Origin of the sequence: Fangia hongkongensis FSC776 = DSM 21703, from assembly GCF_000379445.1 — a bacterium.
GTDB lineage: Bacteria > Pseudomonadota > Gammaproteobacteria > Francisellales > Francisellaceae > Fangia > Fangia hongkongensis.
Genome location: NZ_KB902273.1, coordinates 100,647 through 115,599 on the forward strand (window position 1 = coordinate 100,647; position 14,953 = coordinate 115,599).

Below are 14,953 nucleotides of genomic sequence, written 5' to 3' on the forward strand. Positions count from 1 at the left end.
ATCTAAGTAATTGTATGGTAAATCAATCTGTTGACTTACATTAAATAAAGATCTTATTGCGATTAAGAAAAAATCGATTCAGCATGAAAAGTAAATTTATTTTGACTTTTATTTAATCTGAATTGATACTATTTATATTCATCAAGTGATGAGTACCTCATGTAAATGGGATGAGGTTTAATATGGAAACTATACAGAGGGACTTATGGATTGGGATCTTTTATACGATGTGCCATTAATTCGGCAAGAATCACATTATACTTGTTGGTATGCAGCATTAATGATGGTGAAAGGTGGTTCAACCCCAAGGGAGAACTGGAAAGCACTTAGAAAGTTAGCCTATCAAAAGCAAAGAGAAGAGGCTGCAAACTCACTGGGTATTCGCCCCAGTTTATCTGACAGAATAAAACTAGGGGAGTTATACTCATCGGCCAATCATCCATATTATTTGCTTCATTGGATACCTTGGGGTGTACAAAAAGTTACGGGAAAAGCACTCAGTGCAAGAGTTGGTTATACAAAAGATCAACGCGTTGGTTTTGATACAGGGAATGGCTTTGATTTAAGAGAACTTCGTTTGAAGTTTGGCATGGCACCATTAAAGATTCCAAACCTTAAAGTATTGGCAAAAAAATACATGAGATCTGCTAATGATTTGCGCGAGCAGCGTATTACTCTCAAGGATCATACTGATTATGCTGAGATTATTTTATCACATGCCTATCAGTTAATGCGAAAAGCATTAGATAACTATGGACCTCTAATGATTAGTGTTGATGCCGGTAGCAGTAGGCATATGATTTGTATTAATGGCGTTGGTAACAATAAACAAGCTCGGGATATTCGTAATAGAAGGGAAAGAAAAGAAAAGTTGATTTCAAAAGCAGAACCTCAGTTTCCTAGAAGAGTCTATAGACAAAATGAATATATTAACACAGTATCAGAGAGTGGTGTTATTGAGAGTAGAGAAGCTCAACCTCTAGGTGGCTATTTACAGTTAAATAGTCCTTATTGGCTACATATTATTGACCCTGAGGCAGGGCGATACCAGGATGAAGAAGGCGAGTATAGGTATGAACTCACCTCAGACACCTCAAGTATTCAAGCAAAATGTTGTCCTATGCCATTAGATCAACTCTTGACAGACATTAGTTCAATAGATGATGTGATCATCTTCTCTAATCTATCACCTAATGAGTCTGCATTATCACAAAACCGCCGCATATCTAAGGAACATAACTGCTGTGCTTTATGGCGATAATGGAGTATGGAAATATATTGGAATGATAATATATGCTTATTATCCTCCATCAAAAAAAGAATCAGAGCTGATACATACTTTTTTGGATTATTTTAAAGAAGGCAATACACCTAAGAAGCAAGTTACTGTACATAACTACTGATAATTCTGGCAAAAACAGATAGCTGGTTTTTATTAATACAGCCCAACTTTTCACAGAGCTGGGCAATATTCCCCTGAACTGAGCGAAAAGATTTATCTAGGTGAATGGCAATTTCTTTAGCAGTGGCACCGGTGGCGATAAAACGAAGATACTCAACATTAAGATCACTTAAATCAAAATCTTTTTTTACTTCCTCTGGTAGCTTTGGCTTATCAATTGCTTTATGGGAGAACTCAGCTGTTTTAAACTGGAATTCATTTTGGAAAAACACAGAGCTCATAAGTAAGTGGATGCTTTCAGTTAAACGCTCATATACCAGCATCTTTTGCTCTAAAGAAAGTCCGTTAAAATAGGCTTTATCAATATCAAATGCAAAGTTATCGGTATATAGATGATAACTTTTTCCAATAAATAGCGTCAAATTTTGGATGTGTTGTTTGATATATCTCTCACTAACGCCCTGAGCAGACATACTCTCATAATCAAACACTTCAAATGCTGTGGTTTGAAGTGGTGTCATTAGTTTATCTTGGCGCCATACACCAGCGTGTAGATAATCTTTTAACTCATTAGAGGATAAATTGGTAATAAACTGAAAAGTTCGCTCATCAATAATTCGTAGCCAAGTAATGCTGGAAATGGTGTCTGTTTTTAACAGGTTAGCAACGTGACTTAACATAAACTCACTTCGGCGACTGTCCAAAAGTAGTTTATTAAAGTCATTCGCGTTAATATTGCTTATTGATTCAATAATGTGTTTATTCATGCAATCAACCTGTTATTTTGCTTTTGTTTATCTACCTAAATACTAGCAAACTTAGTGTAATTCAAGATGCTCTTTTTTGAGTTTCGCTATCAAAAAAGCATCATTTTTACTACTTGCCTGTAGAGCAACCCAGCCTAATATATCTTTATCAGGGTCGCCAATATAGTGCCAGTTACCTATTTGTTTTATTTCGATAAAGTTTACAATGTTATCCTTTGTTAACTCAGATATGATTGTACTACTTTTGCTCATTTTTTGGTAGATTGGCACAGCAAAGCAAAATGAGAGTGTAAAAAGCAGGCTAAGTATAGACGTTGGCAAAAGCTTCATATATAAAAATACAGTGGTAACTAAAATAATTAACTATGCTTAAACTAACATATTTGTTAGCGCGTATAAAGGCAAACTAAAGCAATCATATTGGAGTAATCTTTAGGTGATAACAAAACTTATGGCAAAACTAAACTATGTATGGCGTGTAGTTGCAACGGGCGTTTGTTTTATTAGCTTTTTTCTTGGCAGTATTGTTCTGGCATATTTTGTCATGCTGCCTATTTTATGGTGTGTTAAAAAGCTAAAAGATAAAGAGCACTCACAAAAAACTGCTCAGTGGATGATTTCTGGCGCATTTTCTGTTTTTGTTAAACTGATGCAAATACTGGGCCTTGCCAAATTTGAATTTATTGGCTTTGAGAAACTGCAACAAGATCAAGGCTGTTTGTTCATTGCAAATCATCCGACCTTGATTGATTATGTTGTAATTACTTCTCGTTTAAGCGCTTGTGATAATATTGTTAAATCTGCGATGTGGGAGAGAAAATTCATCAGACATATTATTTCTCAAGCAGGCTACATTCCTAACATTGAGCCGGAGAAAACATTTAAGTGTATTGAGAGGACTTTAGCCAAGGGAAATAACCTTTTGATGTTTCCAGAGGGGACAAGAAGCACACCTAAATCACCGATCCAAATTAAACGTGGTGCAGCACAAATTGCCATTCGAACGGGCGCACCAATTCGTTTGATTCATATTGTTTGCAAACCATCGACACTCGCAAAAAATGATAAATGGTATACAATACCCACAACAAAACCTGTCTTTTCTGTTATTGTTGGTGATAAATTGATATCAAAAGATATCCTAAATGATACCAAAGAGCTGCCTTCATTGGCGGCCAGAAAGCTAACGGTAATATTACAAAAACATATAGATAAAGGATATACCCTAAATGAGTGATCTTGAGTTAAAACTAAAAGCTTTAGTAATTGATACATTGAACCTTGAAGAGGTTACAATTGAAGATATTGATTCAGATGAGGTGTTATTTGGTGGAGAGCTTGGGCTTGATTCTATTGATGCTTTAGAGCTTGGTGTGGCAATTAAAAAACACTTTGATGTAATGCTGGACTCTGATAGTGAGGAGACAAAGGAGCATTTTCGCTCTATTCGAACATTGGCTCAGTTCATTCAATCCCAGCAAGGAGAACGCTAATGTCAGAGAATAAACAAAAAATATTGCATAAGCTTCAGGAAATCTTTCAAGAGCTTTTTGAGCTTGACCCAAAGGATGTCACTTTAGATGCAAGATTATATGAAGATCTGGATTTAGACAGCATTGATGCGGTTGATTTAATTGTACATTTACAGTCTAAAACTAACAAAACCTTTAAGCCTGAGGAGTTTAAGTCGGTCAGAACTGTTGGGGATATTGTTGATTTTATAGAACGTGAATTAAAGCCAGAAGAAGATGCGTAAGCTTATACAACTAGCTGTTTTAGGTGCACTTTTCTTATATCCATTTATTATATATTTTGGTTTTCATTTTTTATCGATTCAAAGTTTAAGCCTAATTGTTATCGTACTGTTAGGCTTTCGATTTATGGCACTTAGAAATAGCGCGCTCACTACAAAATATACCAAAATAGCCTTTATTGCGCTTATTTTTATCGGAATTATTTGCGCGGGAATTAGCTTTTTTATCAGTGATGTTTTCTTTATCAAACTCTATCCAATTTTAATGAATATAGGTTTTTTTATCCTGTTTTCATCCTCGTTGTTTACTGCGGAAAATATTATTTTGCGTGTTGCAAAAAAGACAGCAAAATCTCCATTGCCAAAGGCGGCGGTTGGTTATACAAAAAAAGTTACCATTGTTTGGTGTGTTTTTTTCATCATTAATGCACTTATTTCATTGGTAACGGCGCTCTTTTTTTCAATAACAATATGGACTATTTATAATGGTTTTATCTCTTATCTTCTGATTGCTATTGTAATGCTAACCGAGATTGGTGTCCGCCAACGTGTGAAGAAGGCCAAATAACAATGGTTGGGAAAATGATAGAAAAAGCTTTTACTTATAATCAGCTGGATAATAAAGCATTATTTGTTGATAAATCAGCTAAAGCGATTCTAAAAAAAGCGTTTATAGAGCAGATTTCTGATTATGCACAGAAATTAGAGAAACTGAAAGTGCAGAAAATTGCACTTTTGAATGAGGATGTGTATCAGTTTTGTGTACTATTTTTTGCAATTTTGTCATGTCAAAAAGAGCTTGTGCTATTGCCAAATAAAACCGAAGGGATACTAGAGGAGCTAAGTGATAGTTATGATGTTGTTATCGATGATGATTTTGTGAAAAATCACCTTGAGAAGGATTCGGGTCAAAAAATTGACACATCTAACTTAGCGGAGAATTTGAAAAAAGTAGCAAGCAGACTCTATATTCATTTATACACATCAGGCTCTACAGGAACCCCTGTCAAGGTGAGTAAAACACTGGAGAATCTGTGTAATGAGGCTCAAGCATTGTCACAGAAATTTGGGGTGTGTGAAGACAGCATTAGCTACAGCACTGTATTACATAGCCATATGTATGGCCTGATGTTCCAGATTATTTGGCCGCTATTGGAAGAAAGGCGCATCTTTAAAGATACCATTACCTATCCAGAGGAGCTTTTAAGCTTACTGGAATCTTCTCAAGCGTCTATTGTTGTGACATCACCAGCGTTTCTATCACGGTTAGATTATGTGGGCAAAAATACCAAATCATTACAAAATACATTATGCATCTCTGCTGGCAATTTATTGGAAGATACGATTGCAGGGCGATTGGAAAGCATGTTTTCACTGTACCCATATGAGGTATTAGGCAGCACAGAAACAGGTGTGGTTGCATGGCGGGTGCAGCAAAAAGAGTTTATTTGGCAAAGCTTTAAAGGTGTCAGTATTTCACAAACAGATGATAAGGCGCTTTGTGTGCAATCTGATTTCTTTCCTGCTGAAAAAGAAGTGATGGGCGACAAAATAGCACTGATTGATGCGAAGCATTTTAAACTCTTAGGGAGAGTTGATCGGATTGTTAAAATAGAAGGTCTTCGCTTATCATTAAATGAATTTGAAATGAGAATGAATAAGCACCCTTGGATTGCTCAATGCTACGGGCTCGTAATACAAAAAAATCGCCAATATTTAGCATGTGTTATTCAATTGACAGAACAAGGAGAGAAAGTGCTGACAAAAGAGGGACAGCGCTATTGTAATAACCAACTCAAAAAATATTTGGCAGCATGGTATGATGGCGTTTTGCAGCCAAAGTCATTTCGATATGTGGAGAATATTACCTATAATTCACAAGGGAAAGTGACTTTACACTGGCTGAAATCACTGTTTGAATAACAGATATTAAATCAAAATGATGCCTAATTTTATGATAATGTAGGAGTAGAGATGGATTACCCCAAGACAAAGTTAATTGAAACTTCAAAGCAACAAGCAGAGTTTTCTTGTCTTTTAAAGCTTTACTTTCCAGAGGACTTATCTGTATTTCAAGGACACTTTGAAGGGGCGCCTATTTTGCCAGGGGTTGCACAGTTAGATTTTGCAATTGAATATGCAAGTCAATATCTAGAGGTAGATAAATCCATGATTAATGTGATTAAACAGTTGAAGTTCACACGGATAATTAGACCTAATATAACACTCAGTTTAGCGCTAATAAAAAAGGACAGCACTTTACACTTTCGCTATTTTGACCATGAAGATAATAACTACTCAATCGGGCGTATTGGCTTATGAGTCGCTATTGTGCGGTTATTCCAAGTTATAATCATGTATCAGCATTGCCACGGGTTTTGGCATACCTTCAAAATCTACAGCTGCCTAGTATTATTATTGATGATGGCAGTAGCGCTCAGAATAAAGAAACTATAGAAGCGCTACAAAGCAATTTTTCGCTATCAAGACTATATCGCTTTGAGATAAACCAAGGAAAAGGTCAAGCGGTTATGTATGGCTTAAAAAAAGCCTATGAACTTGGCTTTTCTCACGCACTTCAAATTGATGCAGATGGTCAGCATACACTTGAGGATATTGAACACTTTCTAGCAAAAAGCCAATCTGCTCCAGAAGTGCTTTTTTCAGGCTTTCCCAAATATGATAGTACAGCGCCTTTATCTCGTGTTTATGGGCGAAAAATCACTAATTTCTGGGTGTCTGTTGAAACTTGGAGTACTTGCTTGAAAGAGTCAATGTGCGGATTTCGTATTTATCCTTTGGCAGCTATTTCCACGCTTTTTTCAAAAAGATTATCCAAAAGAATGGGGTTTGATATTGATGTGCTGGTTCGTTTATATTGGCAAGGTGTGCCTATTAGTTATATTGAGACAAAAGTGAACTATCCTGTTCAGAATCATTCCAACTTCAAAATGCTAAGAGATAATCTTGCTATTTCTGGCTTACATACAAAATTATTTTTTTTAATGTTCTATTACATGCCACGTTTGAAATGTATTACAAAAGCTAGAGTGAAGCATGGTCAAAAAAACAAATAAACAATCCAAAGAGGATAAGCAGAATAAGGCCAGTGGGAAAGGCGTAGGGCATTGGTCAAAAATACCAGAGCGTGGAAGTTATATCGGGCTTAAAATTTGTATTTATTGCTATCGGATATGTGGCTATCGCTTAACCTATGGCTTAATGGCTTTTTTAATGGTTTATTTCTATCTATTTGCCAAAAATGCGAAAAAAGCATCAAAGGAATATATTGAGGTACTAAAGCATTATCAAAAAAAACAACATCTTCCCATAAGCAAGTTGACGGTATTCCAGCACTTTAAAGGCTTTGGCACAAGTTTGATTGATAAGCTTGCCGTATGGTGCGGTGATGTTTCTATTGAAGATATTCAGTTTCAAAACAAAACTCTTTTGCTTGAACATATCAAAGCAAAAACAGGTGCAGTTATTTTGACTGCACATTTGGGTAATATGGAGATCGTGCGAGCACTATCACAGGAAGTAAAAGGCCTCAAGGTCAATGCGCTTGTCTTTAATGATAATGCACAGAAATTTAATGCTTCATTAAAAAAAGTGAATGAGAATGTTGATATCAACTTAATTACGGTTCGGGATATTACCCCAGCATTTGCAATTACATTAAAAGATAAAGTTGATCAGGGTGAGTTTGTTGTCATCGCGGCTGATCGCACCTCAATTCACAATCCTGAGCGCAGCATAGAGGCAAGGTTTTTAGATGAAAAAGTGACGCTTCCTCAGGGTGCATTTGTTTTGGCATCTGTCTTAAAAGTACCTGTTTATACGATGCTATGTTTACGTGAAAAGACTAAAAACTATCAGGTGGTTTTGGAGCGTTTTGCTGAAAGAATAGATTTGCCTAGAGACAAAAGAGATATCGCACTTAGCAATTATGCACAGCATTATTGTGACTTTCTGGCGCCATATACTCTAAAATACCCTGAACAGTGGTTTAATTTTTTTGCATTTTGGAAAAAAAAGGATCTTACCGAGAATGAAACAAGTTGAGCATACAACACAGATAAAAATTCCATTTTTTGACGTAGATCGTTTAGATATTGTCTGGCATGGGCATTATGTTAAATACTTTGAAATAGCACGCTGTGCACTATTAGATAAGCTTGGATATAACTATAATACGATGAAAGAAACAGGCTATGCTTGGCCTGTGGTTGAGCTTAAAGTGAAGTTTGTTCGCCCTGCTATTTTTGGTCAGCTGGTTAATGTTCAAGCGATATTGGTTGAGTATGAAAATCGATTAAAAATAAACTACCTTATATCAGATCACAAAAGCGCAGAAAAGCTCACTCAAGGTTCAACAACGCAATTAGCGATAGATATTGAAACCAACGAGCTTCAATTTGTCTCACCCCAGTTATTACAACAAAAGGTTCAGGATTATCCACATGCATAAAATATACCATAAATTTGTCATACTTTTTTTGCTCATGCTATTGGGAGCTACTGGCTATGCCAGCGTGAATAATCATGAGAATAGCAGCATTTACCAGCACCCACTATCAGCCAAGAATATCACTCAGTTTAATCAGGTGCAGACTGAGCAGGCAAAGTTTTATCATATTACAGGCGATTTTGTACAAACGCGTAAAATGGCGCTTTTATCAAAACCGCTTGTGTCGACAGGGACTTTCCAGTTGATTAAAGCAAAGGGACTTATTTGGCAACAGAAAAAGCCATTTGCTTCAAAGCTGGTTGTGACAGATGATAAAATTGAGCAATCGATTGAGAATAATCCGCCTTTTGTACTAACAGCGAAACAGCAGCCGATTGTTTTTGCATTTACACGCGTGTTTTTATCGATCTTTAAAGGTAATACACAGGCAATCAAGGAGTATTTCAATATCTATTTTACAGGGGATACAAAACATTGGCAGCTTGCATTAGTCCCAAAAGGCTCACCGCTTAACAAGGCAATTAAAAGTGTTGAGGTGACAGGTGGCAGATATGCTGACTCTATTGTTATTCATGAGGCAAAAGGCAATGATATGGAAATTAAATTTTCAAAGGTTGTTGTGAAATAACCTAAAAACCTATTTTTATTGTGAATATAAGGTGAAAGCATGATGGAAGAAGTCTTTGATGTAGCAATTATTGGTGGTAGTTTTTCTGGCATAAGTGCAGCGCTTTTTTTGGCAAATGCAATGCGCAAGGTCGTTATTATTGATGATAAACAACCAAGGAATAAAGATGCTGATGTTGCATTTAACTTGCCAACGTATAATCAGAAAGATGCTAGAGTATGGCTTCAATGTGCAAATGAAGAGCTAGATCAATTCCCTAAAGTTAGCCGTGTAGAGGATGAGGTGGTTTCAATTGCAAAGGAGCAAGCATGTTTTACTTTGAGTCTAAAAAGTCATAAGAAGTTGACGAGTAAAAAAATTATATTTGCCACTGGAGTGAAAGATATTCTGCCAAATATTCAGGGAATATCACGTTTTTGGCCACAGAATATATTTCACTGTCCATATTGTATTGCCTATAAGCTTCAAAATGAAGCGCTTGCTATTTATAGTACGATAGAGGAGGCATATCAAATGGCGCTGATTATTTGCAAATGGACAGATAAACTCACAGTGCTCACCGATGGACATAACCCACTGACAACTGATCAATATCAGCATTTACAGTCTTTAGGTATTTCAGTTGTTGATACACCGATTCATTATCTTGATGGCATTGTGGGAGAAAAGATAGAGGTTGATTTCAATAGTGGAGAGAATCAGTCTTTCAGAGGAGTATTCATGCATCTTGATTTTGAATTGAAGGCAAAAACACTTATTCAATCACTAGGCTGCAAGATCACGGAAAATAAGCTTGTTGAGATAAATAGTGAGTATCAAACAACTATAGAGGGTGTGTATGCCATTGGTGATATAACAACAATGGTACAAAAGTTAACAACAGCTATAGCCAGTGGAACCGAGGCTGCCTTTTTTCTTGACCATACTCTATCCTTTGAGTATGGTTAATAATGTAACTAAAGGAAACGTTTATCATCTTAGATCTGAAAAAAACGGAGATGAAAGTGTATAAGACGATGACATGCAAAAAACTACTTACCATGGCTTTTTTGTGTTTAACGGCGCTGTTTTTGATAAGTTGCTCTCAATCGCCTGAAAAACCAGATTTTAAATCCATCACCAATATTAAAGAAAGAAAGCAGGCATTTATTAACTTTATGTTGCCGCTTATTCATCAAGCGCAGGCAAAAGTACTCAATGAGAGACAGGTTTTACTGAACATTAATGCAAAGGTGATTCAGGGCAATAAGCTGTCTAAATCACAGCTTACAGCCTTAGAAGGTTTTGCAAAAAGTTATAAAGTCCCTTTTAATCCATCGTATCCAAATTATGCTATTTTCCCACTTTTAATGCGCGTCAATGTTATTCCAACCAGTATGGTTTTAGCACAGGCTGCGCTTGAATCTGGCTGGGGAACTTCAAGATTTGCCGTTCAGGGGAATAATTATTTTGGTCAGCACTGCTTTAGTAAAGGCTGTGGTATGGTGCCAAAAGACAGAGCAAAAGGTGCAATTAATGAAGTGGCAGTATTTGAGACGCCATTAGCAAGTGTTGATGCTTATTTTAAGCTTTTAAATACCGGAGACAAGTTTAAAGCATTTAGAAGAATGCGTGCTGATTTGCTGGCAAAAGGTAACCCGTTAACTGGAAAGGATCTTATTAGCACATTGGTACATTATTCAGAGCTGAAAGATGGTGAATATGAAAAGCGCTTGCTTGTAACGATGGATTATAATGATCTATACAAATACAACTAATCTTTTGACTGAATGCTGGTCCAGCCACATCTCGGCACACGAATCATTTGTTACCGCTGCTTCCTTCCGGACCTGACGGGGTTCACAAACTATCGTCGCAAGAGGACCAAACCAACGGATGGTATTATTTCTTGTTTGGCTGATAATTTCAAGCTTTAAATTAAAGTTTTACAAGCAACGATTTGTATAACATCAGCTATAATGGGAATAAAGCCACTTTAGGAGGACGCAGCATGGCAAAAAATATCGACTTGGAAGACTATCTCAACACGCAAACTTTACGCGGAAAACTATACTTATCTGTTGAAATGACCGTGGCAATTTTCATTTGCTTTTTATTGGGTTATATAATGACAGCAAGTAATGGCGGTATGCCTGCTATCAGTGCTCTATGGTGTGCTATTTCAGCGATTACGGTACTACATGACACAAGAAAAGAGACTATTCATTCGGGTATCATAAGAGTGATTGGCTCTTTGATAGGCGCCTTGATAAGTGGTATTTTATTGAGTTATTTTTCAGCCGGTTTTTGGGTGTTACTACCGATGATGTTCATTATATCGATTATTTGTAAACTGATTAATTTTGAAGAAGGTTTACGCTTAGCCTTACTAACGGCCGCTGTGGTGTTTGCAGTCAGCTATGCAAGTCCAAGTGTATCTGGCTATGAAAATGCGATATTTAGATTTTTGGAATCACTTGTGGGGACCGCCGTTGCCGTCGCACTTAGGATCGTAGCATTAAAGCTTTTAACTCGGAGTAATGTGTAGAGTAATAAACAACTCACTAATCAATATAGTTTTGGCGGTATAATTTTTATTTATTTTCTCACACAAATTCAAGTACACTAATCTTTCACATGGCAATAAGAGGGAAAAGTTATATGTGGAAGATTATCAAATCATTAATGTTATCAGGATTACTCTGTTCAATGTTATCTCAACTGCTATTTTCAGCAGAGGTATTACAAGAAGGAGATGAGCGATTTTACCCAGTGGAAACATCCTCAGGAGTTGTTGCCTCTCAAGAGGCACTTGCCAGCAAAGCAGGTGCTGAAATTTTACAACAAGGTGGTAATGCGGTTGATGCTGCGGTAGCAACTGGCTTTGCTTTGGCTGTCACCTTGCCAAAGGCTGGGAATTTAGGGGGCGGTGGTTTTATGGTTGTATGGCTTAATAAAGAGAAAAAATCCATTGCAATTAATTATCGCGAAAAAGCCCCGCTTTTAGCCAGTTCAGATATGTATTTAAATGAGAAAAAAGAGGTCGATCGAAATAAAATTTCAGGCACGTACCTTGCCTCTGGTACACCTGGCACAGTTGCAGGGTTGATACTAGCGCAAAAAACCTATGGAAAGCTTTCTTTGGCTCAAGTGATGGCGCCTGCTATTAAACTTGCCAAGGAAGGATTTGTGATGAACTATCCACTTTATCTTTCTTTATTAGAGGCAAAACCATGGTTGAGTAAATCAAAAGCATCGATGGCGATTTTCTTTAAAAAAGACGGTAGTAGCTATTTACCGGGAGAGCGCTTTAAGCAGCCTCAACTTGCTTGGACATTAGAGAGAATTGCAAAGACAAATGGTAAAGACTTTTATCATGGAGAGATTGCTAAGAGGCTTGCTAAAGACTTTAAAGACAACGGTGGGTTGATCACTTTAAAGGACTTAAATAGTTACAAAGCAGAGATTGTAGAGCCTGTTAAAGGTAATTATAAAGGATATACAGTTTATTCTATGCCACCGCCAAGTTCAGGTGGTGTCATCCTTGTTGAGCTCTTGAATATTCTTGAGAATTTTCCACTTAAAGAATACGGTGCTAACAGTGCAAAGGCCATTCATGTCATGACTGAAGCAATGAATTATGCCTATAATGATCGGAACAGTGATCTTGGTGATCCGCATTTTATTAAAATGGATTTATCTGAACTTCTATCTAAGAAGTACGCAGCTTCAATTGCAGCTAAAATAGATCCAAAGGAGCATACCCCAGCATCAGCAATCAGCAAAATAAAGCCAGATGACTTAGAGAGCAATCAAACCACTCAATATTCTGTCGTGGATAAAGAGGGAAATATGGTATCAAATACCTACACATTGAACTATTCCTACGGTAGTGGCATCAGTGCAAATGGACTTGGGTTTTTGCTGAATAATGAAATGGATGACTTTACTGCCAAAGTTGGTGTGGCAAATGCTTATGGATTGATTCAAGGTGAGGCAAATAATATTGCTCCCGGGAAACAACCATTAAGCTCAATGACACCAACTATCGTGCTGAATAAAGAAGGTGAGCCGTATTTTGCAACAGGTTCTCCCGGTGGTAGCCGTATTATCACAACGACGTTACAGGTTATTCTTAATGTGCTTGAGTACGGCTATAACTTACAAACTGCAGTGAGTTTGCCGCGAGTACACAGCCAGCTGTGGCCAGATGAGATTAGGATAGAGCAAGGTATTAGCCCTGATACAATTGAGCTTCTTAAGAAAATGGGACATAAAGTCAGCTTACTTCCAGCAATGGGGGCAGCTGAGTCAGTTATGTTGAAAAATGGACATTTTTATGGCGCTGCTGACCCAAGGCGATCTGGGGCGTTAGCCGCATAGATACGTTATAAAGAGGCAAGGCGTTTGTTAGATATACACTGATAAATCAAGCGTCACTTCATTTGATACCAAGTTTGAATAGGTAATCATTCTGCCATACTCTAAACCAACTAATACATTGTCAGTGAAAAATGGCCTTTGCATACTTGCTGTATAAAGCTCTCTCACCCCCATGATATTATAGCCATCTTTGGCATCACCACCTAACTGAACGGCAAGGTTTTGTGTGTTATAGGCGCGGTTATAAGAGATGGAAAAAGCCGTTTCACGGTTGAATATTGGGGTAGAGTAAGTGCCTTGTAAATACCATGCGCTTGCTCTGGCATTATTCGTATAAGCTTTTGAGAAGGTTGTTGTTGCATAGCCGCCTGAAAGCCCATAATTGTTATAGCCTAATTTTCCATCAAAATTAATTACAGAGTTTCTGTCATTTTCTGGAATTTTATTGCTGCCTGTTACACTGCTTGACTGGTTCAGTGCGCCCATGTCAGTGCCTTGCCAGTTATAAACATAACCTACAATACCCGAGTATTCAAATTTACCGATGTTATTGCCATATGCCATGCTATACAGTGCATTTGTACTGGTATCAGATCCACCATTAAAGAGCGATAAATTAGCAACAAAATTGTCTTTAGCATAGCCAAGTGTCACATTGGATTCATAACCAGGTCGAAATAGCATTTGCGTTAGACCACCGACCCACGGAGCACCACCATTAAAGGTACCCAAAGACATCCGTGTTTTACCCACTGTGGCATAAAAAGGAGTAGTAGCTAAGTTACCAAAGGTCACAAAGGCTTCTTTAACAAAAACATCAGTACTTTGTGAGCCTTCTAGGGTTAAGTTTGCTTGCACATATTTACCTAAGTTTGAAACAGCATACATTCTACCTGTTGTGATATAAGTGCCATATCCTGATTTATAGCTGACTTTATTAAGAGTATCTGTACCTTCATAAGCAGGCATATCATCTCCCCACCAACCCTGTGTGTCAGATTCAATATAGCCACCAAAGATAAGCGCATTGTCTCCATAATCGTTACGCGCTTGCAAGAGCGCAAGCGGATATTGTGATGAGGGCATCAAGCCAAAAGGAACGCTGCCCTTTGCATTATCTAGCTCCAACAGACTTAAGGATCCTTGTTGTGTCACACCCTTTTGATCAGGGTTTTTCTCTTTGACCGTTGTTTGTCCAGATGATAGTGATTGCTGGTTTTTCTCAAGTGTAGCAATTTGTGCTTTTAACTCGGCAATTTGCGCTTGAACGGATGTATTTTCATTAGCATCGGTAACATTGTCGTTATTGGTATCAGCAGCATAGCTCGTATAAGTAGAGGCAATGCTTAAAGCTAAAATAGAGGTTGTAATAGATTTTATTTTCATGATTAAGCGTTAAATTCTCAATGTTAGGTTTATATTATCAACAAATGCTACCACTGTAATCAGGGATTATGCTGATGATATATCTTATGTTAATAAAAGTGGCAGAATCATACCAAGTTCAATCCAAATGTACATATAGAGATGGAAAGCTTTATGAAAGTTTTACACTTCTTAAGAAGTCTTA

The 14,953-nt window shown here is 37.3% G+C and carries 18 protein-coding genes and 1 other RNA gene; 15 read left to right on the forward strand and 4 right to left on the reverse strand.

What is annotated here, in order from left to right:
• Positions 1-205: 205 nt before the first annotated feature.
• Positions 206-1,261: a hypothetical protein gene (locus tag A37Q_RS0112720; RefSeq protein ID WP_018300668.1), complete on the forward strand. Its 1,056-nt coding sequence runs from the start codon at positions 206-208 to the stop codon at positions 1,259-1,261.
• Positions 1,262-1,383: 122 nt separating this feature from the next.
• Here A37Q_RS0112720 and A37Q_RS0112730 read toward each other — a convergent pair whose 3' ends face one another.
• Positions 1,384-2,169, reverse strand: a complete 786-nt coding sequence (locus tag A37Q_RS0112730; RefSeq protein WP_018300669.1) for a helix-turn-helix transcriptional regulator — start codon at positions 2,167-2,169, stop codon at positions 1,384-1,386.
• Between the two features lie 51 nt (positions 2,170-2,220).
• Complete coding sequence (locus A37Q_RS0112735; RefSeq protein WP_154648702.1) at positions 2,221-2,421, reverse strand: hypothetical protein; 201 nt, start codon at positions 2,419-2,421, stop codon at positions 2,221-2,223.
• Positions 2,422-2,620: 199 nt separating this feature from the next.
• Between A37Q_RS0112735 and A37Q_RS0112740 the strand changes: the two genes are divergently transcribed.
• Genes A37Q_RS0112740 through A37Q_RS15505 form a run of 12 tightly spaced genes read left to right on the forward strand, consistent with a single transcriptional unit; the run spans position 2,621 to position 10,778 of the window.
• Complete coding sequence (locus tag A37Q_RS0112740; protein WP_018300671.1) at positions 2,621-3,406, forward strand: lysophospholipid acyltransferase family protein; 786 nt, start codon at positions 2,621-2,623, stop codon at positions 3,404-3,406.
• Positions 3,399-3,662, forward strand: coding sequence for a phosphopantetheine-binding protein (locus tag A37Q_RS0112745; protein WP_018300672.1), 264 nt, complete (start codon positions 3,399-3,401; stop codon positions 3,660-3,662). Before A37Q_RS0112740 ends, A37Q_RS0112745 begins: the two co-directional genes overlap by 8 nt.
• The gene (locus A37Q_RS0112750; protein ID WP_018300673.1) at positions 3,662-3,925 is read left to right on the forward strand and encodes an acyl carrier protein; all 264 of its coding nucleotides are present in this window, start codon (positions 3,662-3,664) and stop codon (positions 3,923-3,925) included. The genes A37Q_RS0112745 and A37Q_RS0112750 overlap by 1 nt, the downstream gene beginning before the upstream one ends.
• On the forward strand, positions 3,918-4,490 hold the full coding sequence (locus A37Q_RS0112755; RefSeq protein ID WP_018300674.1) for a COG4648 family protein: 573 nt from the start codon (positions 3,918-3,920) through the stop codon (positions 4,488-4,490). The genes A37Q_RS0112750 and A37Q_RS0112755 overlap by 8 nt, the downstream gene beginning before the upstream one ends.
• 14 nt (positions 4,491-4,504) lie before the next feature.
• Positions 4,505-5,845 carry a class I adenylate-forming enzyme family protein gene (locus tag A37Q_RS0112760; RefSeq protein ID WP_169710319.1) on the forward strand — a complete coding sequence of 447 codons (1,341 nt, stop codon included), beginning with the start codon at positions 4,505-4,507 and terminating at the stop codon, positions 5,843-5,845.
• Between the two features lie 51 nt (positions 5,846-5,896).
• A complete protein-coding gene (locus A37Q_RS15490; protein WP_018300676.1) occupies positions 5,897-6,244 on the forward strand; it encodes an ApeI family dehydratase in 348 nt (115 codons plus the stop codon).
• Complete coding sequence (locus A37Q_RS15990; protein WP_018300677.1) at positions 6,241-6,999, forward strand: glycosyltransferase family 2 protein; 759 nt, start codon at positions 6,241-6,243, stop codon at positions 6,997-6,999. Before A37Q_RS15490 ends, A37Q_RS15990 begins: the two co-directional genes overlap by 4 nt.
• Positions 6,980-7,987 (forward strand): LpxL/LpxP family acyltransferase, encoded by a 1,008-nt coding sequence (locus A37Q_RS15995; RefSeq protein ID WP_018300678.1) that lies wholly within the window; start codon positions 6,980-6,982, stop codon positions 7,985-7,987. The genes A37Q_RS15990 and A37Q_RS15995 overlap by 20 nt, the downstream gene beginning before the upstream one ends.
• Positions 7,974-8,393 (forward strand): acyl-CoA thioesterase, encoded by a 420-nt coding sequence (locus A37Q_RS0112780; protein ID WP_018300679.1) that lies wholly within the window; start codon positions 7,974-7,976, stop codon positions 8,391-8,393. Before A37Q_RS15995 ends, A37Q_RS0112780 begins: the two co-directional genes overlap by 14 nt.
• On the forward strand, positions 8,386-9,021 hold the full coding sequence (locus A37Q_RS15500; protein WP_018300680.1) for a LolA family protein: 636 nt from the start codon (positions 8,386-8,388) through the stop codon (positions 9,019-9,021). Before A37Q_RS0112780 ends, A37Q_RS15500 begins: the two co-directional genes overlap by 8 nt.
• Before the next feature lie 39 nt (positions 9,022-9,060).
• Positions 9,061-9,969: an NAD(P)/FAD-dependent oxidoreductase gene (locus A37Q_RS0112790; RefSeq protein ID WP_026196704.1), complete on the forward strand. Its 909-nt coding sequence runs from the start codon at positions 9,061-9,063 to the stop codon at positions 9,967-9,969.
• Between the two features lie 56 nt (positions 9,970-10,025).
• The gene (locus tag A37Q_RS15505; RefSeq protein ID WP_169710322.1) at positions 10,026-10,778 is read left to right on the forward strand and encodes a glucosaminidase domain-containing protein; all 753 of its coding nucleotides are present in this window, start codon (positions 10,026-10,028) and stop codon (positions 10,776-10,778) included.
• Between the two features lie 15 nt (positions 10,779-10,793).
• On the opposite strand, the gene ffs is transcribed toward A37Q_RS15505, so the two are convergent.
• Positions 10,794-10,890: signal recognition particle sRNA small type (gene ffs / locus A37Q_RS16155), an RNA gene on the reverse strand.
• 121 nt (positions 10,891-11,011) lie between these two features.
• Between ffs and A37Q_RS16000 the strand changes: the two genes are divergently transcribed.
• Both A37Q_RS16000 and ggt read left to right on the forward strand, forming a co-directional pair.
• Complete coding sequence (locus A37Q_RS16000) at positions 11,012-11,548, forward strand: FUSC family protein (RefSeq protein WP_018300683.1); 537 nt, start codon at positions 11,012-11,014, stop codon at positions 11,546-11,548.
• A 137-nt stretch (positions 11,549-11,685) separates the two neighbouring features.
• Complete coding sequence (gene ggt, locus A37Q_RS0112805) at positions 11,686-13,383, forward strand: gamma-glutamyltransferase (RefSeq protein ID WP_154648705.1); 1,698 nt, start codon at positions 11,686-11,688, stop codon at positions 13,381-13,383.
• A 27-nt stretch (positions 13,384-13,410) separates the two neighbouring features.
• On the opposite strand, the gene A37Q_RS0112810 is transcribed toward ggt, so the two are convergent.
• Positions 13,411-14,769: a DUF3573 domain-containing protein gene (locus A37Q_RS0112810; RefSeq protein ID WP_018300685.1), complete on the reverse strand. Its 1,359-nt coding sequence runs from the start codon at positions 14,767-14,769 to the stop codon at positions 13,411-13,413.
• Between the last annotated feature and the right edge of the window lie 184 nt (positions 14,770-14,953).